This is a genomic window from Jiangella aurantiaca (genome assembly GCF_004349105.1).
Lineage (GTDB): Bacteria > Actinomycetota > Actinomycetes > Jiangellales > Jiangellaceae > Jiangella > Jiangella aurantiaca.
On the sequence record NZ_SMLB01000016.1, the window covers coordinates 81230 to 100594 of the forward strand.

13 protein-coding genes are annotated in these 19365 nt (G+C 73.3%); 6 read left to right on the plus strand and 7 right to left on the minus strand.

Annotated elements, in window-relative coordinates; genetic code table 11:
* Window positions 1–233: 233 nt before the first annotated feature.
* The 4 genes from E1262_RS13915 to E1262_RS13930 form a co-directional block, all read right to left on the minus strand.
* Entirely contained in the window at window positions 234–1163 is a 930-nt protein-coding gene (locus tag E1262_RS13915; protein WP_132103729.1) for an NUDIX hydrolase, read from the minus strand.
* 378 nt (window positions 1164–1541) lie between these two features.
* Window positions 1542–4781 (minus strand): ATP-dependent helicase, encoded by a 3240-nt coding sequence (locus E1262_RS13920; RefSeq protein ID WP_162605898.1) that lies wholly within the window; start codon window positions 4779–4781, stop codon window positions 1542–1544.
* Window positions 4778–7936, minus strand: coding sequence for an ATP-dependent helicase (locus tag E1262_RS13925; RefSeq protein ID WP_203453855.1), 3159 nt, complete (start codon window positions 7934–7936; stop codon window positions 4778–4780). Before E1262_RS13925 ends, E1262_RS13920 begins: the two co-directional genes overlap by 4 nt.
* Window positions 7937–8092: 156 nt before the next feature.
* Complete coding sequence (locus E1262_RS13930; RefSeq protein ID WP_132103732.1) at window positions 8093–8401, minus strand: MGMT family protein; 309 nt, start codon at window positions 8399–8401, stop codon at window positions 8093–8095.
* Between the two features lie 55 nt (window positions 8402–8456).
* On the opposite strand from E1262_RS13930, the gene E1262_RS13935 reads away from it, so the two are divergent.
* Together E1262_RS13935 and E1262_RS13940 are read left to right on the plus strand one after the other, a co-directional pair.
* Window positions 8457–10844: a flippase-like domain-containing protein gene (locus tag E1262_RS13935; protein WP_132103733.1), complete on the plus strand. Its 2388-nt coding sequence runs from the start codon at window positions 8457–8459 to the stop codon at window positions 10842–10844.
* A gap of 52 nt (window positions 10845–10896) precedes the next feature.
* Window positions 10897–13299 carry a lysylphosphatidylglycerol synthase transmembrane domain-containing protein gene (locus E1262_RS13940; RefSeq protein ID WP_132103734.1) on the plus strand — a complete coding sequence of 801 codons (2403 nt, stop codon included), beginning with the start codon at window positions 10897–10899 and terminating at the stop codon, window positions 13297–13299.
* A 44-nt stretch (window positions 13300–13343) separates the two neighbouring features.
* Here E1262_RS13940 and moeZ read toward each other — a convergent pair whose 3' ends face one another.
* Both moeZ and E1262_RS13950 read right to left on the minus strand, forming a co-directional pair.
* On the minus strand, window positions 13344–14516 hold the full coding sequence (gene moeZ, locus E1262_RS13945) for an adenylyltransferase/sulfurtransferase MoeZ (RefSeq protein ID WP_132103735.1): 1173 nt from the start codon (window positions 14514–14516) through the stop codon (window positions 13344–13346).
* A gap of 11 nt (window positions 14517–14527) precedes the next feature.
* Window positions 14528–15532, minus strand: a complete 1005-nt coding sequence (locus tag E1262_RS13950; protein ID WP_162605899.1) for an alpha/beta fold hydrolase — start codon at window positions 15530–15532, stop codon at window positions 14528–14530.
* Between the two features lie 127 nt (window positions 15533–15659).
* On the opposite strand from E1262_RS13950, the gene E1262_RS13955 reads away from it, so the two are divergent.
* The 3 genes from E1262_RS13955 (at window position 15660) to E1262_RS13965 (ending at window position 16862) form a co-directional block, all read left to right on the plus strand.
* Complete coding sequence (locus tag E1262_RS13955; RefSeq protein ID WP_132103737.1) at window positions 15660–15848, plus strand: hypothetical protein; 189 nt, start codon at window positions 15660–15662, stop codon at window positions 15846–15848.
* Window positions 15849–15942: 94 nt separating this feature from the next.
* Window positions 15943–16527: a TetR/AcrR family transcriptional regulator gene (locus tag E1262_RS13960; protein ID WP_420810527.1), complete on the plus strand. Its 585-nt coding sequence runs from the start codon at window positions 15943–15945 to the stop codon at window positions 16525–16527.
* A 107-nt stretch (window positions 16528–16634) separates the two neighbouring features.
* Entirely contained in the window at window positions 16635–16862 is a 228-nt protein-coding gene (locus E1262_RS13965) for a DUF3107 domain-containing protein (RefSeq protein ID WP_132103739.1), read from the plus strand.
* A gap of 1 nt (window position 16863) precedes the next feature.
* Here the strand turns inward: E1262_RS13965 and E1262_RS13970 are convergent, their stop codons facing one another.
* Window positions 16864–17559 carry a ferritin-like fold-containing protein gene (locus tag E1262_RS13970; RefSeq protein ID WP_132103771.1) on the minus strand — a complete coding sequence of 232 codons (696 nt, stop codon included), beginning with the start codon at window positions 17557–17559 and terminating at the stop codon, window positions 16864–16866.
* A 263-nt stretch (window positions 17560–17822) separates the two neighbouring features.
* On the opposite strand from E1262_RS13970, the gene E1262_RS13975 reads away from it, so the two are divergent.
* Window positions 17823–19292 (plus strand): DEAD/DEAH box helicase, encoded by a 1470-nt coding sequence (locus E1262_RS13975; RefSeq protein ID WP_238992929.1) that lies wholly within the window; start codon window positions 17823–17825, stop codon window positions 19290–19292.
* Window positions 19293–19365 lie beyond the last annotated feature (73 nt).

Genomic DNA, 19365 nt, shown 5'->3' on the forward strand with positions numbered 1-19365 from the left:
GACCTGGATACCCCGCCACCGTCCTATCGAAGACCGCCAACGCCCACCCGGACCGGGCCGTCGCCACACCCCCCGTCCCCCTGATAGCTGCCCGTTCTTCGACCGCGTGCGCGGCCAAGAGAATGGGCAGCAGGGGGACGGCCAACGGCACACCCCCGGCCAACGCGGCAAACCCCGGCGAACCGACAGCAGGTGGACCCCACTCACCTCGATCATTTCGGGGAGGGCGGGCGTCAGGAGGCCGCGCGCAGCGCCTCGGTCGTGACGGCGGTCAGCGCCAGCGCGGCGACGTCGGCCCGGTCGAACCAGCGGGCGCCGACGGTCGAGCCGCCGACGTCGGCCAGCACCACCTCGGCGGGCTCGTCGACCACGACGTCGTAGTAGGGCCGCACGCCGTGCCAATCGATGGCGAAGCCCTCGGGGCCGACCTGCTCGGGATCGCGGTGGCTGGCGACGCCGAGCAGCCTGCGGATGCGGCCGGCCTGGCCGGTCTCCTCGTGCAGCTCGCGCAGCAGCGCCTGGGCCGGCTGCTCGCCGAAGTCGGTGCCGCCGCCGGGCAGATGCCAGCAGCCGGCGTCGGGGTAGCCGTCGGCGACCTGGGTGAGCAGGATCCGCCCCCGCGGGTCGCGGACCAGGCCGTACGCGGCGAACCGCTGCACCGTGTGCCGGCCGTCGGGCGCCTGCTGGATGTGGAAGCCGGGCAGCTCCGGCATCTGCTCGGGCGGCAGGTCGACCGTCGACAGCGGCAGCTTGAGGACCTGCGCGACGAACGGGCGCAGCTGCAGGGTAGCGGCCTCGTCGAGGCTGACCCAGCGGACGTCGTCGACCATCGGCGACAGCGGCTCCGCCTCGCCGCTGATCACCTCGGCCTCGAACAGGATGCGGTCGGTGTGCAGGGTGACCTCGCGGTGCGGCCGCGCCCGCGTGTCGGCGAGCACGTCGATGGGTGTGACGGCGCGCAGCAGCAGGCCGGACTCCGCGGCCGCCTCGCGGACGACGGCGTCGCGCGGGTGCTCGCCGTGCAGCACGCTGCCGCCCGGCAGCGTCCACACGCCTGGCGTTCCGGACCGCACCGACTCCCGGATCAGCAGCACGCGCTTCGACACGTCGAGGCAGACGGCGTACGCGGCGATGCGGCGCAGCGGTTTCAGCGCGGGGGTCACGAGACAGGAGTCTCACCCGGCGAGCCATGCCGATCAAGGGCTGTCTCCGAGACCGAGACAATGAGTCATTTCTACTGCCAAACGCCCCACGAACAGGTATGATGCGCACTTCGGCGTGGACTGGGCGGCCTGGCTCCCGCGGCGCCGGCCACGTGCTCCGTCACAGAACCGCACCGATCGTCACAGATCGCGACGTGACCTGGAGGACCACCCCAGCATTCACCACAGTGGTGGACATAGGTCCCATGGCCGCGTCTCTCTCGCGCCGCGGCCGGGACGTGCCTCCCGCAGGAGCTCCACGGGGACGGAGCGGCGGGAGCGCGATGGTTGCCGGACCGGCGCCGAGCAGGGCAGCGCGGTCCGGCGACCATCGTGGGCTCAGTCCGCCGCCGGCACGGCCGTCACCAGCGTCGTCAGCTCAGCCTCGTCCATCAGGTCCGCCGGCCGGACGGTGACGTCCTGGCGCACGTGGTGGAACGCGGCGCCGACGTGGTCGAGCGGCAGGCCGTAGAGCCGGGCGAAAGCCAGCCGGTACGCCGCGAGCTGCACGGTGCGGGCGGCGGCCTCCTCGTCCGTCGCCGGCGGCCGGCCGGTCTTCCAGTCGACGACATCGATGCCGCCGTGGTCGGTGGTGAAGACGGCGTCGACCCGGCCGCGCAGCAGCACGCCACCGACCAGCAGCTCGAATGGCGCCTCGACCTCGACCGGGGTACGCCCGGCCCACTCGCTGCGCAGGAACGCTTCCTGCAGCGAGGCCAGCTCGCGGTCAGGCGCGGCGCCGTCGTCGGCGAACCCGGGCAGCTCGTCGACGTCGACCAGCCGCGGCGCGCCCCAGCGCGACTCCAGCCAGGCATGGAAGAGCGTGCCCCGGCGGGCCAGCGGCGCGGGTGGCCGCGGTACCGGCCGGCGCAGCGCCCGGGCCAGGTTCTCGGGGCTCTCGCGCAGCGCCACCAGTTGCGACACGGACAAGTGCTCGGGCAGCGCGACGTCGATGGGCCGCAGGGAGGAGTTGCGCTCCCGCTCGGCCAGCAGCCGCTCGACCTCGGCGTCCCACTCGGTGACCGGCTGCTCGGGGTCGAACAGCACGCCGTCGACGACGCCCTGCGCGGCCCGGACCAGCGCCGCGCCGTCCTCGAGCAGCGCGCGCCGCTGCCCCAGCGGGTCGTACGGCCAGCGCAGCTCGCGAACGTCCTGGGCCAGCGGGTTGGTGTCGTCGTCCTCGGGCGGCTGCACCCACAGGCCGATCTCGCCGGCACCCTCCTCGCAGGCGACCTTGATCTCGTGCAGGAACATCGACAGCTCGCGCGGCCGGGTGGCGTCGTCCCAGCAGTAACCGGAGCAGACCAGCAGCCACCGCGCCCGGGTGACGGCGACGTAGACCAGCCGGCGCTCCTCGAGCCGGGCCGCCGCGGCGGCGTCGCCGTAGAACGCGTCGACCGCGTCGCGCACGCCCACCTGGTCGGCAGCGCCGGCGAGGTCGAGCGACGGCAGCGACCCGGCGTCGCCGCGCAGCGCGTACGGCAGCTCGCCCGGGTCGCCCAGCCAGGCCCGCTGCTTCTCGCCGCCGGACGGGAATACTTTGTCGACCAGCCCGGTGACGAAGACGGCGTCCCACTCCAGGCCCTTGGCGCCGTGCACCGTGAGCACCTGGACGCGGTCGCCGGAGACCTCGACCTCGCCGGGCGCCAGGCCGCGCTCGGCGGTCTCGGCGGCGTCGAGGTAGGCCAGGAACGCCGAGAGCGTCGGCGCGTCGCCGTGCGACTCGAACTCCGCCGCGACGTCGAGGAAACGGTCGAGGTTGGCCCGGCCACCGGGGCCGCGGCGGGCGGCCAGTTCGATGTCGAGGCCGAGGGTGCGCTGGACGTCGTGCACCAGCTCGGTGAGCGACTGGCCGGTGCGAGTGCGCAGCTCGCGCAGTTCGGCCGAGAGCGCACGTAGCCGGCGGTCGCCCTCGGCGGAGAACCAGTCACCCCCCTGCGGCAGCGCGTCGAGCGCGTCGACGATGCTCAGCTCGTCGACCTCGTCCAGCGCGATGCCCTCGGCGGCGGCCTCGCGCATGGTCGGCCGTCGCGTGGCGCCGGAGTCGTCGTCGGGCCGGCCCAGCCGCCGCGCCCAGCGGGCCAGCGCGTCGAGGTCGCGCGGCCCGATGCGCCAGCGCGAGCCGGTGAGCAGCCGCATCAGCGCGTCGCCGCGAGACGGGTCGTTGACCACTCGCAGCGTCGCCACGACGTCGCCGACCTCGGCCGTGGCCAGCAAGCCGCCTACGCCGACGACCTCGACCGGCAGGTCGACGGCACGCAGCGCGGACTCCAGCCGCGGTATCTGGCTGCGGTTGCGGACCAGCACCGCGACCGTGCGGACGTCGTCGGAGGCGTCCCAGAACGCCCGGGCCCGGCGCGCGACGTCGGCAGCCTCGTCGTCGGCGGTGAGGTGCAGCGATGCGACGACGGTGGACCGCGGCAGCCCGGGGAATGCGGTCAGCTCCGGGACGTCGAGGCCCTGCGCCCGCAGCGGCTGCGACAGCCGGTTCGCGACCTGCAGGATCTCGGCGCCGTTGCGGAAGCTCGTGGTCAGCGAGTCGAGCCGGGCCAGGGCGGCCTCGCCGTCGCCGTCGGCGCCGGACGGCCGGAACTCACGGCGGAACGACGTCAGCGTGCCGGCGCTCGCGCCGCGCCAGCCGTAGATGGACTGGCAGGGGTCGCCGACCGCGGTGACCGGGTGGCCGCGGCCGAACAGCGACCGCAGCAGCACCAGCTGGGCGTGGCTGGTGTCCTGGTACTCGTCGAGCAGCACCACGCGGTACGTGGCCCGCTCGGCCTCGCCGACCTCGGGGAACCGGGCGGCCAGCGTGGCGGCCACCTCGGCCTGGTCGGCGAAGTCGAGCACTTCGTCGGCCTGCTTGCGGGCGCGGAACTCCTCGACGACCGGTAGCAGCGCCAGCCGGGCATCCTGCACCGCCAGGCCCTTCGCGACGTCGGCGTAGAGCAGGTCCTTGGTGCGCTGGCCCTTCGCCTTGGGCAGTGACTCGACGCGCGCCCGCAGCTCGGCCGAGTACTCCTGGACCCGCGACGGCGTCACCAGGTGCCCGGCCAGCTCGTTGTGGAGGTCGAGCACCTTCTGCACGACGGTGGACGGCGCGTAGCCGACGGCGTCCATGTCGCCGTCGTAGGACGAGACCACCCTCTGGGAGTACTGCCAGGCCACCGCCTCGGTGATGAGCCGGGCGCCGGGCTCGCGGCCCAGCCGCAGCGCGTGCTCGGCGACGATGCGCCCGGCGTAGGCGTCGTAGGTGAGGACGGTCGGCTCGCCGTCGAGGAGGTCGGACGGCACCAGCCCGCGGGCGGCCAGCTGGGCCAGCCGGCGGCGGATGCGGGCGGCCAGCTCGCGCGCGGCCTTGCGGGTGAACGTCAGGCCGAGCACGTCCTCGGGCCGGACCAGGCCGGACGCGACCAGCCACACCACCCGCGCCGCCATGGTCTCGGTCTTGCCGGATCCGGCCCCGGCGACGACGACGCCCGGCGCGAGCGGCGCGGCGATGGCCGCCTCCTGCTCCGGGGTCGGGTCGGGCTGGCCGAGGCGGCGGGCCAGCTCCGTCGGCGAGATGGACACCGTCGTCACGGCGTCACCTGCTCGCCCTCGGGCCAGACCGGGCAGGACGGCCGGGCCGGGCAGTACCCGCACCAGCCGCCCTTGTCGGCGCGGAACGTCGGTTGCCGCATCCCCTGGGCGGTGCGTTCCATCAGCTCGTGCGCCCAGGTCGGCTCGCCGTCGTCGGGGAGCGCTCCTTGCAGCTGCTCCTTCGCCTGGCCCTTGGCGTCCTTGCCGAGCTGGACCAGGCTCGCTCCCCCGCTGCGCCGTTCGCCGTCGGTGTGGGCGTCGAACCCGCCGTGCACGACCGCCAGCTGGTAGGCGGCGAGCTGGGCGTGCTCGGCCACCTCGGCCGTCGTCGGCGCCGAGACGCCGGTCTTGTAGTCGACGACCACCAGCCGGCCGTCGCCGTCGGCGTCGAGGCGGTCGACCCGGCCGACCAGCCGGGCCTCGCCGATGCGGACGTCGAAGTCGAGCTCGGCGCCGACCATGGAGCGCGGGTTGTCGCGCAGCCACCGGCCCAGCCGCTGGACCATGTCGCGGACCCGGCCGTACTCGCGCGCGGCCACCCAGCCCTCGCCTGCGTCGATGCCCGGCCAGGAGTTGTCCAGCTCGGTGAGGAGCTTGTCGTCGGACCAGCCCTCGACGGCGGCCCGCTCGGCGAGGTCGTGCAGCAGCGAGCCGATGCCGGCCCGGCGCAGGTCGGAATCGGTGGCGCCGCACGCCTTGAGCAGCCAGCGCAGCTCGCACCGGTTGAACTCCTCGACCTTCGACGGCGACACCCGCACCGGCTGGTCGGGGTGGCCGAGCGGCTCGGTGACCGAGACCGGGCGCAGCCCGTACCACTCGTCGGGGTCGGCCTGCGGCACGCCGGCGGCGGCGAGCCGGGCCAGCTGGTGCGCGGCGCCGCGCCGACGCTCGTCGGGCTGGGCGGGGTCGCAGACGACACCGCGCAGCTCCGCGACGACGGCGGGGAGGTCGAGCCCGCGCCCCGCCGGCTGGACGGGCCGTTCGACGGCGCCGTCGGCCGGCAGCGGGTCGATGTCATCGAGGAACCGCGACGGCTGCGACTCCTCGTTGGACACCGCGGTGACGTAGAGGCGCTGCCGGGCCCGGGTGACGGCGACGTAGAACAGCCGGCGCTCCTCGGCCAGCCGGGCGCTGGCCCGGGTGACGGCGGAGTCGTCGCGGTGCGCGACGAGGTCGACCAGCGACTCGGTGCCCAGCAGGCTGCCGCGCTCGCGGACGTCGGGCCAGACGCCCTCCTGCACACCCGCGACCACGACGACGTCCCACTCCAGGCCCTTGGCGGCGTGCGCGGTGAGGATGCTCACGGAGGCCGTGGCCGGGCCACCCGGCCGGTAGGTGTCGGCGGGCAGCTGCTGGTCGCGCAGGTGCTCGGCGAACCCCTCGGGCCGGGCGCCGGGCATGCGGTCGACGAACTTCGCGACGGCGTCGAACAGGGCGACGACGGCGTCGAGGTCGGCGTCGGCGGCCGGTGCGGCCCGGCCGCGGGACAGCGCGGCGCGGGTCCAGCGGGCCTCCAGCCCGGACCGCGTCCACACCGCCCACAGCACGTCCTCGGCGGTGGCGCCGTCGGTGGCGGCCGCCTCGCGCGCGGCGGTGAGCAGGCCGGCGACGCGGGTCGCGGGTGCGACGGCGTGGTCGTCGAGGAAGCGCAGCTCGTCGGGGCTGGTGAGGGCCTCGACCAGCAGCTCGCCGGAGGCCCGGCCGCCGCCGGCGGTGAGCTCGTGCGCGCGCAGCTCCTGCCGCAGCCGCCGCACGGCCAGCGCGTCGGCGCCGCCCAGCGGCCCCGTGATGAGGTCGAGCGCGGTCTCGACGTCGAGCTCGCGCAGCCCGGTGGCCAGCTCGAGCACCGTCAGCAGCGCCCGCACCGGCGGCTGGTCGACCAGCGGGACGTCCTCGACGCGCACGCTCACCGGCACGCCGGCGCCGGCCAGCGCCCGGCGCAGCACAGGGATGGCGGACGCGCTGCGCACCAGCACCGCCATGGAGTCCCACGGCACGTCGTCGAGCAGGTGCGCCGCCCGCAGCCGCCCGGCGACGAACGCGGCCTCCTGGCTGGCGCTGGCCAGTAGGTGGACGGAGGCGCGGTCGGCACCATGCTCGGCATGTGGCGTGGCCGGGCGGAGCTCGCGGTGCCGGCTCAGCCCGCCGAGCCTCGCCGCGACCCGTCGCGACGCCGTCAGCAGCCGCGGCCCGCACCGCCGCGACACCGTCAGCGCCATGACCTCGCCGGGCGAGCCGTCGGCGGCGGCGAAGCGGTCGGCGAAGCGGCGGATCGCCTCGGGCTCGGCGCCGCGGAAGCCGTAGATGGACTGGTCGGGGTCGCCGACCACGAGCAGCTCTCGGCCGCCGCCGGCCAGCAGTCGCAGCAGTTCCTCCTGGGCGGGGTCGCTGTCCTGGTACTCGTCGACGACGACGAACGCGCGCGCCTGCCGCTCGCGGGCCAGCAGCGCGGGGTCGTCGCGGAGCAGCCCGGCGGCGGCCCGCACCAGCTCGGCCTGGTCATAGGTGGGCGGGTAGCGGAACGCCGTGACGCCGGCGTACTGCCGCGCGAACCGGGCGGCGGCCAGCCAGTCGTCACGGCCGTGCCGATCGGCCAGCTCGACGAGTTCGTCTGCGCCGATGCCGCGCTCGACCGCCCGCATGAGGAAGTCGCGCAGCTCGGCGGCGAACCCGCGGGTCAGCAGCGCCGGGCGCAGGTGGTCGGGCCAGTAGTCGGCTCCCAGCTGCTCGACGTCGCCACGCAGCAGTTCGCGGACGAGGACGTCTTGCTCGGCCCCGCCCAGCAGCCGCGGCGACGGCTCGCCCAGCGCGATGGCCTCGCGGCGCAGGAGGCCGAACGCGTAGGAGTGGAACGTGCGCGCCAGCGGCTCGCGGATGGTCCGGCCAAGCCGGCGGGCGATGCGCTCGCGCAGCTCACCGGCGGCCCGGCGGCTGAACGTCAGCACCAGCACGCGGTCGGGGTCGAGGTCGTCGTGCTGCACCCGGTGCGCGACCGCCTCGACCAGTGTGGTGGTCTTCCCGGTGCCCGGTCCGGCCAGCAGCAGCAGCGGCCCGCCGCGGTGCTCGACAGCCGCCCGCTGGGCGTCGTCGAGGCGGACCGGCGGGGCCGCGGGCCGGACGGTGCGCACCAGACGCACGGCTGCGGGACGCCTCACCGACTGCCGCTCCTTCCTCTGCTCCCCGACGACTGGTCCCATCCCACCACGCGGGTCCGACAGGCTCGCGATCCCGCGCCGGTACGTCGTGATCAGGTGCATTCGCGGCGTCTCAGCGACCGCCAGCGAACATGATCACGGGCACGGGCGCGCCCGTCAGTCCGGATACCAGGCCGCACGTCGCAGGTCGACCCGCTCACCGTCGCGCGTCAACGGTGTGCCCTCCGCGGCGAACTCCGTCAGCGCCCGCACCTCGTGGCCGCGCGGCGGCCGGCCTGCCGCCGTCACCACGCGCCACCACGGCACCGTCCCGCCGACCGTCGACATGACCGTGCCGACCTGCCGCGGCCCGCCACGGCCCAGCACCAAGCCCACCGCATCAGCGATGGCGCCGTACGACATGGCCCGGCCCGGCGGGATCCGCTCGACCACCCTCAGCACCGCCTCGACGTACTCGTCGTCCATCCGCCCATGGTGCCTGACCGCCGGCCGCGCCCCGGCGTGCGACGATGCTGCTTCGATGACCGAGCACATGGACGCAGCCAGCACGTCGGCCGACGAGATCGTGGTCGACGAGCCGCCGCTGCCTCCACGCACCCGACGGCCGGCCGACGTGCTGTCGCTGCTCATCGTGAGCGGCGTGCTGACCGGCCTGGTCGCGATGTCGATCATCGCCGAGCGGACGATGACCTCGATCACGGCGGACCTCGAAGACCTCAACACCCGGGTGCCGGGCAGCATCGTCGGCATCGTCGACTTCACCGCGAACCTGGCCGGCGTCGTCATGCCGATCGTGCTGGTCGCGGTGCTGATGATCCGCGGCCGCATACGGACCACCGTCGAGCTGCTGCTCGCCGGCGTCGCCGCGTCCGTCGCCGCGGCGCTGGTGTCGGAGTGGCTGACCGGTCCGGCGCCGCAGCGGCTGCAGGACAGCCTGGTCCCGGACGTCGCCGGGGCCGAGGGCACGCCGGTGCCCGCCTACCAGGCGCTGCTGGTCGCCGTCGTCACCGTCGTGTCGCAGCTGGACGTGAAGCGGCTACGGCACGTCACACTGTTCGCCATCGCCGGCACGTACGCCGTCCAGCTGCTGCAGGGCGACGCGACCGTCGGCGGCCTGCTCATCGCCACCAGCATCGGCGTCGCGGCCGGACTGCTGGTGCGCATCGCCGGCGGGCAGCCGTCGCTGGCGCCGAGCGGGCAGAAGATCGCCACGACGCTGGAGGCGGCCGGCTACCAGCTGAAGGCGCTGCGCGCCGACCCGTCCGGCGAGTACCGCCGGCTCACCGCCGAGACGCCCGACGCCCGGTACAGCGTGCTGGTCCTGGACCGCAACCACGAGGGCGCCGGTACGATCGCCCGGGCCGTCGACCGGCTGCGCACCCGTGAGGAGGTGCTGCCTCGGCAGACGGTCACGCTGCGCGACGCCATCGACCGCATCGCACTGCAGTCGTTCGCGGTCGCCCGGGCCGGCGCCCGCACGCCGGAGCTGCGGACCGTCCTGCGTATCGACGGCGACTCCGCCGCGCTGGTCTACGGCTACGTCCACGGCACCGCTCTGGGCGACCTGAGCGGCGACCAGGTCACCGACGCCATGCTGACCGACCTCTGGCGGCAGCTCGGCGACCTGCGCCGCAACCACGTCGCGCACCGGCGGCTGTCCGGCCGCACCATCATGGTCGACGACGACGGCCGCATCTGGCTGCTCAGCCCTTCCGGCGGCGAGCTGGCCGCCAGCGACGTCGCGATGCGCACCGACCTCGCCCAGGCGCTCACCGCCAGCAGCATCGTCGCCGGTCCGGACCGCGTCGTCGACACCGCGCTGGACGTGCTGGGCCCCGACGTCGTCCGCGCGGCCATCCCGCTGCTGCAGCCGATCGCGCTGACGCCGGGCACCCGGCAGCAGGTCAAGGGCCATCGCGAGGTGCTGATCCAGCTGCGCGACCGGCTGGTCGACCGCCTCGGCGCGCCGGCCGAGCCGCTCCGACTGCAGCGGATCCGGCCGTTGTCGCTGCTCACCGGCGTCGGCACGGTGGTCGCGGTCTACCTGGTCGGCACCCAGCTGTCCGACGTGTCGTTCACCGAGTTGTGGGACCGCACCGACTGGCGGTGGCTGATCCTCGCGGTCGGCCTCATGTTGGCCAACTACGTCACGATGGCGGTCGGCCTGCTGGGCTTCGTGCCGGAACGGGTGCCGTTCTGGCGGGTCGTGGGCGCGCAGGTGGCGATCGGTTTCCTGCGGCTGATGGCGCCGACGACCGTGGGCAACGTCGCGATGAACATCCGCCTGCTGACGAAGTCCGGCGTCGCGGCGCCGCTGGCGGCGGCGAGCGTCGCGGCCAACCAGGTGGCGCAGGTCGCCGTCACGTTCCCGCTGCTGGCCGTGCTGGCGGTGATCTCCGGGTACACGGCGCTGCCGGGGCTGCCGTCGTCGAGCACACTGATCGTGGTGCTCGGGCTGCTGCTGGCCGCCGCGGTGGTCGGGATCATTCCGCCGGTGCGGTCGCGGCTGCGGGAGCTGTGGAGCGACTTCGCCGAGCGCGGCCTGCCCCGGCTGCTCGACGTGCTGACGGACCCGCGCAAGCTGACCATGGCGGTCGGCGGCATCCTGGGCCAGACGGCCAGCCTGATCCTCTGCTTCTACGCCTGCCTGCTGGCGGTCGGCGAGACGGTGAACCTCGCCGGCCTCGCCGTCGTCCAGCTGGTCGGCAACACGCTGGGCACCGCCGTCCCGACCCCCGGCGGCCTGGGCGCGGTCGAGGCGGCGCTGACCGCCGGCGTCAGCACGCTCGGGGTCCCGGCCTCGGCGGCGGTGACCGCGGTGCTGGTCTTCCGCATCGTGTCGTTCTGGCTGCCGATCCTGCCCGGCTGGGTGCTGTGGACGCAGATGCGGCGGCGCGACCTGCTCTGACTCGCGGGTCGTCGCCATGAGCGACCCGCCCGCATGCGACGATCGGTCTGCGATGACGGAGACGACCGAGGCGACACGCGCGCGGCGGGTTCCGGCCGGGAAGATCGTGGTCGAGGAGCCACCGCTGCCCCGCCGTACCCGTCGCCCGATCGACGGCCTGCGCCTGGTCTTCGTCCTGGTCCTCATGACGGCGCTGGCGGCGCTCGCCGTCGTGGCCGAGCGGACGCTGACCGGCCTGACTGCCGACCTCGCCGACGTCAACCGCGTCGTGCCGAGCGGCCCGGTCGACTTCATCGCGCTGGCGTCGGAGCTGGCGAGCCTGTTGCTGCCGCCCGTGCTGGTGTTCCTGCTGATGGTCCGCGGCCGCATGCGCACGACGGTCGAGCTGCTGGCCGCCGGGGCGCTGGCCTCCGTCGCGGCGGCGCTGCTGTCCAACTGGCTGGCCGGGCCGGCGCCGGAGCGGCTGCACGACACCTTCGTCCCCGTGGTCGACGGGTTCGACGGGTCGGCCGTGCCCGCCATGCCGACGCTGCTGGTCGCGATGATGACCGTCGTGTCGCGGCTGCAGCTGCCGCGCACGCGGCAGGTCGCCGCGTTCGCCATCGCCGGCAGTTTCGCCGTCTGGCTGTTCCAGGGCGAGGTCACCGTCGGCGGCCTGCTGGTGTCGCTGGGCGTCGGACGGGCGATGGGTCTGCTGGTGCGGCTGGTCAGCGGGCAGCCGTCGCTGGCGCCCAACGGGCACAAGGTCGCCGCCGTCCTGCGCGACAACGGCTACGACGTCACGTCGCTGCGGGCCGACCCGGTCGACAAGTACCGCCGCTACATCGCCGAGAGCACGCAAGGCTCGCTCGGCGTCCTCGTGCTCGACCGCGACAACGACGGCGCCGGCATCGTCGTCCGCGCCGCCGACCAGATCCGCACGCGCGAAGAGGTGCTGCCGCGCCAGATGGTGACGATGCGCAACGCCGTCAACCAGATCACGCTGCAGGCCCTCGCCGTCTCGCGGGCCGGCGCGCGCACGCCGAAGCTGCGCAACGTCCTGCGGATCGGGTCCGACGCCGCCGCCATCGTCTACGATCACGTGCCCGGCACGATCCTCGCCAAGATGCCGGCCGACCAGGTCACCGACGCGATGCTCGAGGACCTGTGGCGGCAGCTGGGCCGGCTGCGCCGCAACGAGGTGGCGCACCGGCGCATCTCCGGGCGGACCATACTCATCTCCGAGGCCGGCAAGGTCTGGCTGCTCGACCCGTCCGGCGGCGAGGTGGCCGCGCCGGAGCTGGCGATCCGCGCCGACCTCGCGCAGGCCCTGGTCGGCTGCGCGCTGGTGGTCGGCGTCGACCGCACCATCGAGAGCGCGATCCGGGTGCTCGGCCGCGACGTCGTCAGCGCCGCGATCCCGCTGCTGCAGCCGGTGGCGCTGGCCCGCTCGACCCGGCTGGACCTCAAGGGCCGCCGCGACGTGCTCACCAAGCTGCGCGACGGGTTGGTCAGTAGCATCGGCCAGGAGCCCGACGAGCCGGTGCGGCTGCAGCGGCTGCGCCCGCTGTCGCTGCTCACCGGCGTGGGCGTGGTGTTCGCCGTCTATCTCGTCGGCACCCAGCTGTCGGACGTGTCGCTGACGCAACTGTGGGCGCAGACCGACTGGCGGTGGCTGTTCATCGCAATCGTGCTGATGTTCACCAGCTACATCGGGGCGACGCTCGCGCTGCTCGGCTTCGTGCCGGAGAACGTGCCGTTCTGGCGGGTCGTCGGGGCGCAGGTGTCGCTGGGCTTCCTGCGGCTGTTCGCGCCCGCCACGGTCGGCGTCGTCGCGATCAACATCCGGGTCCTGACGAAGGCCGGCGTCGCGGCCCCCCTGGCGGCGGCGAGCGTCGCCGCCAACCAGGTCGCCAACGTCTCCATCACGTTCCCGGTCATCGGCATCCTGGGCGTCGTGTCCGGGTCGTCGGCCGCGCCGGACATCGACCCGTCGCTGAACACGCTGATCATCGTGCTGATCGTGCTGGCGGCCGCGGCCGTGCTGGCGCTGATCCCACCGGTGCGGCTGCGGATGCGGGCACTATGGAGCGACTTCGCCGAGCGTGGTCTGCCCCGGCTGCTCGACGTGCTCAGCAACCCGCGCAAGCTGCTGGTGGCGCTGGCCGGGATCGTGCTGCAGTCGGCCAGCCTGATCTTCTGCTTCTACACCTGCCTGCTGGCGGTCGGCGGGTCGGCGAACCTCGCCGCCATGGCCGTCGTCCAGCTGGTCGGCAACACGCTCGGCATGGCCGTCCCGACCCCCGGCGGCCTGGGCGCCGTCGAGGCCGCCCTGACCGCCGGCGTCAGCACCCTGGGCGTCGGCGCGACGACGGCGGTGACGGCGGTCCTGGTGTTCCGGCTGGTGTCGTTCTGGCTGCCGATCCTGCCGGGTTGGGTGCTGTGGACCCAGATGCAGCGCCGCGACCTGCTCTGACCGCTCAGCGCTGGGTACCTCCAGCCGGGGACGGAACCCGAGGATCAGTACGAGGGCTGGGAGGGGTCGATCTGATTGACCCAGGCGGCCACCCCGCCGCCGACATGGACGGCGTCGGCCAGGCCGGCGCCCTTGACGACCGCGAGCGCCTCAGCCGAGCGCATGCCCGACTTGCAGTGCAGCACGACCTGCTTGTCCTGCGGCAGCTTCTCCAGCGCCTCGCCGGTGAGGAACTCGCCCTTCGGGATGAGCACCGCGCCGGGGATGCGGTTGATCTCGTACTCGTTCGGCTCGCGCACGTCGACGAGGAAGAAGTCGCGCTGGCCGCGCTCGCGCTCGTCGAGCCAGCTCTTCAGCTTGACCACCGAGATCGTCGCGTCGGCGGCGGCCTCCGCGGCCTCGTCGCTGAGCGTGCCGCAGAACGCCTCGTAGTCGATCAGCTCGGTGATCGGCTCGGCGGTGGGGTCCTTGCGGATCTTCAGCGTCGTGTAGTTCATCTCGAGCGCGTCGTAGATCATCAGCCGGCCGAGTAGCGGGTCGCCGATGCCGGTGATCAGCTTGATCGCCTCGGTGACCATGATCGAGCCGATGGACGCGCACAGCACGCCCAGCACGCCGCCCTCGGCGCACGACGGCACCATGCCGGGCGGCGGCGGCTCGGGATAGAGGTCGCGGTAGTTCGGCCCGTGCTCGGCCCAGAACACGCTGACCTGGCCCTCGAACCGGTAGATCGAGCCCCAGACGTACGGCTTGCCGAGCAGGACGGCCGCGTCGTTCACCAGGTAACGGGTGGCGAAGTTGTCGGTGCCGTCGAGGATGAGGTCGTAGCCGGCGAAGATCTCGAGCACGTTGTCGTTGTCGAGCCGCGTCTCGTGCAGCACGACGTTGACGTACGGGTTGACCTCCTTGACGGAGTCGCGCGCGGACTGCGCCTTCGACCGGCCGACGTCGGACTGCCCGTGGATGATCTGCCGCTGCAGGTTGGACTCGTCGACCTCGTCGAACTCGACGATGCCCAGCGTGCCCACGCCCGCGGCGGCGAGGTACAGCAGGGCCGGCGAGCCGAGTCCGCCCGCACCGACGACCAGCACCTTCGCGTTCTTCAGCCGCTTCTGGCCGGCCATGCCGACGTCGGGGATGATGAGGTGCCGGGAGTAGCGGCGGACCTCATCGACAGTGAGCTCGGGGGCGGGCTCCACCAGAGGAGGCAGGGACACGATCGGCTCCGTCAGTTCGAGGCGTGGTTTCTTTCCTCTGCCAACGGTGCCACGGGGTGCGGCATTCCCCGATCGAGTGTTCGCCTGATGGACGCCGACGTCCGTATTCTGGACGCGTCGCGCACGAACTCGCGGATGACCTCGGCGACGGCGCGCGGGTGCTCCATCATCGCGACGTGCCCGGTGTTCGGCATGTAGACCAGCCGGGCGTAGCGCAGCGCCCGCCGCCATCGGGTCCGGCCCCACGCGCCCACCAGCGCGTCGCGCGCGCCCATGATCACCAGGGTGGGCCGCAGGATGTGGCTGGCGGCGTACCAGGCCGACCGCCGTCCCGGCCGGGTGTACTGAGCGACGATCGATCGCAGTGCGGCGAGCAGGACGGCGTCGGCATGCGGCTGGCGCGTCCAGCGGTCGCGCTGCTCGGCGGCGAACGTGAGCTCCGCCACCGGGATCACGGCCGCGTTCGCGAACAGCATCTCCGTCAGCCGTTCGGCCTGCTTCTCCGCCGGGATCGCGGCCACCGTGCGCAGGATCCGCTCGCCCAGCCACGGCAGCGCCATGACGGCGGTCGCCTGCGCCGCCCACGGCAGCCGGTACTGCGGCATCGCCGGGGAGACGAGGCTCAGCGTCAGCACGAGGTCGGGCCGCCGTGAGGCGACGTACACGCAGATCAAGCCGCCGAGGGAGTTCGCGACCAGGTGCACCGGCCGGTCGAACGTCTCGAGGAACGCGACGACGTCGGCGACGTACTCGGCGACGGTGTGGTGGTCTCCTGGCGGCGACTCGCCGAACCCGGGGAGGTCGATGGCCCACTGCTCGGCGTCGTCGCGCAGCTCGCGCATGAGCGACGTCCAGTTCGTCGACGACCCGCCCAGGCCGTGCACGTACACCAGCGGCGTGCGGTCGTCGCGGGCGTCGGCGTCGTCAGCCGCGGCCGACGTGGTGTGGCGGACGAAGGCGCGCCGCCCGGTCGAGAGCGTCCGCAACTCCCCCGGCCAGGCCTCGATCCGTTCCACACTGAGATGTTGGCACACCGCAGACTGTGGGAACGCTGAGCGGGTACCGTCGATGAGGGGTTTGACAGCCGACCGCAGGGTCTGACGTCAGTCCCGAATGATGCAGCACGGGTACGGGAGGTGCACAGTGGCAGAGCGTTGGAGCGACGACGATCCCGAGGTCGCCGAGGGCGATCTGAGCGAGCAGCACCGTGACCTGGTGGACGAAGCGGACGACTCCGACGACACCGCGGCCGACGTCCCCGACGGCGTCGACCCCGCCGATGCGCAGGAACAGCGCCAGCTGGTCGGGTTCGACGAGGACGACTACCGCTGAGGATTCGCTGCTGGGAACGATACGATCCCGGCATATATCCAATCCGAGGAGTGCCGTGACGACCGTGCCCGCCATCCCGGCCCGCGGTATCCGCATGCCCCGGGACCAGCGCCGGACCCAGCTGCTCGGTGCCGCCCGCGAGGTGTTCGTGGCGCAGGGCTACCACGCAGCCGCCATGGACGACATCGCCGACCGCGCCGGCGTCAGCAAGCCGGTCCTCTATCAGCACTTCCCCGGCAAGCTCGAGCTGTACATCGCCCTGCTCGACGCCAGCAAGAACGAGCTGCTGGCGATCCTGCACCGCGCCATGGCCTCCACCGACGACAACAAGCAGCGCGTCATCGCCACCGTCGGGGCCTACTTCGAGTTCGTCGACAACGACTCCGGCGGCTACCGGCTGCTGTTCGAGTCCGACCTGCCGAACGAGCCGGCCGTTCGCGAGCGGCTGGACCGCCTGACCGAGCTGTGCGCGCAGGAGATCAGCCAGATCATCGCCGACGACACCGGCCTGCCACCGGAGGAGTCGAACCTGCTCGCCGTCGGCCTGGTCGGTATTGCCCAGGTCACCGCCCGGTACTGGCTGTCCTCCGGCGGCAGCATCCCGCGCGAGGCGGCCGCGGAACTCGTCGCGACGCTCGGCTGGCGGGGTATTCGTGGCTTCCCCAAGCGCGACGCCTGATTACGCTCGCGGCGCACACCGCACGACGGCGGAATCGGCTCGACTAGCCTGAGGTTGACCACACTGACAGCAGGTCCTTGTGTTCGAGGGGAGAAAAGAGGGTGGCCGTGGAGGTCAAGATCGGCGTGCACAACGCCACACGCGAGTTGGTGCTCGAGAGCGGCCAGTCTCCCAAAGAGATCGAGAACGCCGTCCGTGAGGCGATGACCGACCAGGAGGGCCTGCTCGACCTTGTCGACGAGCGGGGCCGGCGCGTACTGGTGCGGACGGTGCACCTGACGTACGTCGAGATCGGCGAGCCGGTCGAGCGCCGGGTCGGGTTCGGCACGGTCTGAATCAGACGGACAGGCCGAGCTTGGTCATCCGGTCGGTGTGCTTCCTGGTGATGCGCGCGAACAGCTGACCGAGCTCGGCGAGGTCCATGCCCGGGCGGTCGACGCCGCCCACCAGCAACGACGCCAGCGCGTCCCGATCGACGGCGACCCGCTGGGCCTGCGCGAGCGCCTCGCCGACCAGACGGCGGGCCCACAGTGCGAGCCGTCCCGCCAGCCGCGGGTCGGCGTCGACGGCCTCGCGCACCCGGCCGACGGCGAAGTCGGCGTGCCCGGCGTCGGCCAGCACGTCGATGACCAGCTGCCGCGTCGCAGGGTCGACGGTCTCGGCCACCTCACGGTAGAAGTCGGCCGCGATGCCGTCGCCCACGTACGCCTTGACCAGCCCTTCCAGCCAGTCCGCCGGCGCTGTGTTGGCGTGGAACTGCTCCAGCGGCACCCGGAACGGCGCCATTGCCTCGTCGACCGGCGCGCCCAGCTCGTCGAGGCGGTCGCGGATGCGTTCGAAGTGGTGGAACTCGGTGACCGCCATGCCGGCCAGCGCGGCCTTGTCGGCCAGCGTCGGCGCCAGCCCGGCATCGGCGGCCATGCGCTCGAACCCCGTCAGCTCGCCCAGCCCCAGAAGGCCCAGCAGGTCGACGACGCCGGCGCGGTAGACGGGGTCGTCGAAGGCGTCGTTCGCGCTCACGGTCGCAACGATAACGGCGTGGCGCGGATGACGGTGGACAGCACTCCATTCCACTTGCCGTTACACTGGGCGATGGTATAGATGGCGTCCGGGCGAAACGGGCGCCCCCTGGGGACGAACCGGACGTCCGTACGCGTACCACGCGGCCTCTGGGCCCGCCGGCGCCAATCGCCGGCGCGCGGCCCGGTGGCGCGTCACGTACACGCCGTCTCGCGGCCTCGGGGTTCCAGCGACGAATGAGGCGAGACGCCCTGACAACCTTCACCGATCTGGGTGTGTTCCCACCCATCGCCGAGGCGCTCGAGCGCGTCGGCATCACCGAGGCCTTCCCCATCCAGGAGATGGCCATCCCCGTGGCCCTGACCGGCAGCGACCTCATCGGTCAGGCCCGGACGGGCACCGGCAAGACGTTCGCGTTCGGCATCCCGTTGCTGCAGCGCATTGTCGCCCCCGGCGACCGCGACTACGGCCTGGCGAACGAGCCGGGCAAGCCACAGGCGCTCGTCGTCACGCCTACCCGCGAGCTGGCCGTGCAGGTCAACGGCGACATCACCACCGCGTCGACGGTGCGCAAGGTCCGCATCACCACGCTGTACGGCGGCCGCGCCTACGAGCCGCAGGTCAACGCGCTCACCAAGGGCGTCGACGTCGTCGTCGGCACGCCGGGCCGGCTGCTCGACCTCGCCGCGCAGGGTCACCTCGACCTCAGCCACGTCAAGGTGCTCGTGCTCGACGAGGCCGACGAGATGCTCGACCTGGGTTTCCTGCCCGACGTCGAGAAGCTCATCGCGCTGACCCCAGAGCTGCGGCAGACCATGCTGTTCTCGGCCACGATGCCGGCGGCTGTCATCGGGCTGGCCCGCCGCTACATGCGGCACCCCGTCAACATCCGGGCCGAGTCGCCCGACGAGACCCAGACGGTGCCCACCACGGCGCAGTTCGTCTACCGGGCGCATCAGCTGGACAAGGACGAGATGGTCGCGCGGCTGCTGCAGGCCGAGAGCCGCGGCCTCGCCATGATCTTCAGCCAGACGAAGCGGGCCGCCCAGCGGCTGGCCGACGAGCTGAAGGACCGCGGCTTCGCCGTGGCCGCCGTCCACGGTGATCTCGGCCAGGGCGCCCGCGAGCAGGCCCTGCGGGCGTTCCGCAGCGGCAAGGTCGACGTGCTGGTGGCCACCGACGTCGCCGCCCGCGGCATCGACGTCGAGGGCGTCACCCACGTCGTCAACCTCACGTGCCCCGAGGACGAGAAGACCTACCTGCACCGCATCGGCCGCACCGGCCGGGCCGGCGCGTCGGGTGTCGCCGTCACCTTCGTCGACTGGGACGACCTCACCCGTTGGAAACTGATCAACGACGCTCTCGACCTCCCCTACCCGGAGCCGGTCGAGACGTACTCCAGCAGCGAGCACTTCTTCCACGACCTCGGCATCCCGCCGGGCACCAAGGGCACGCTGCCGCGGTCCGAGCGCACTCGCGCCGGCCTGGAGGCCGAGCAGCTCGAGGACCTCGGCGAGACCGGCAAGGCCCGCGGCCGCCAGCCGCGCCGGCGCAACGGCGGCCGGCGTCGCACCCGTGGCGGCGAGCCGGCGGCGGCCGGCCACGGCCACTCCGAACCCCGCTTCGACGATGAGGCGCGGCCGCGCCGGCAGCGCAGCCGGCGCCGCACCCGTGGCGGCAAGGCCGTCGACGACGGCGGCAGCGCCGGCCATGCACCCGAGGCCGACCCCACCGCCACGTCCTGACGAGCGGCGGCGAGCGGCAGCGCGGAAACGGCGAAGGGACCCGGTGACCCCACGGGGGAGGGGGTCGCCGGAT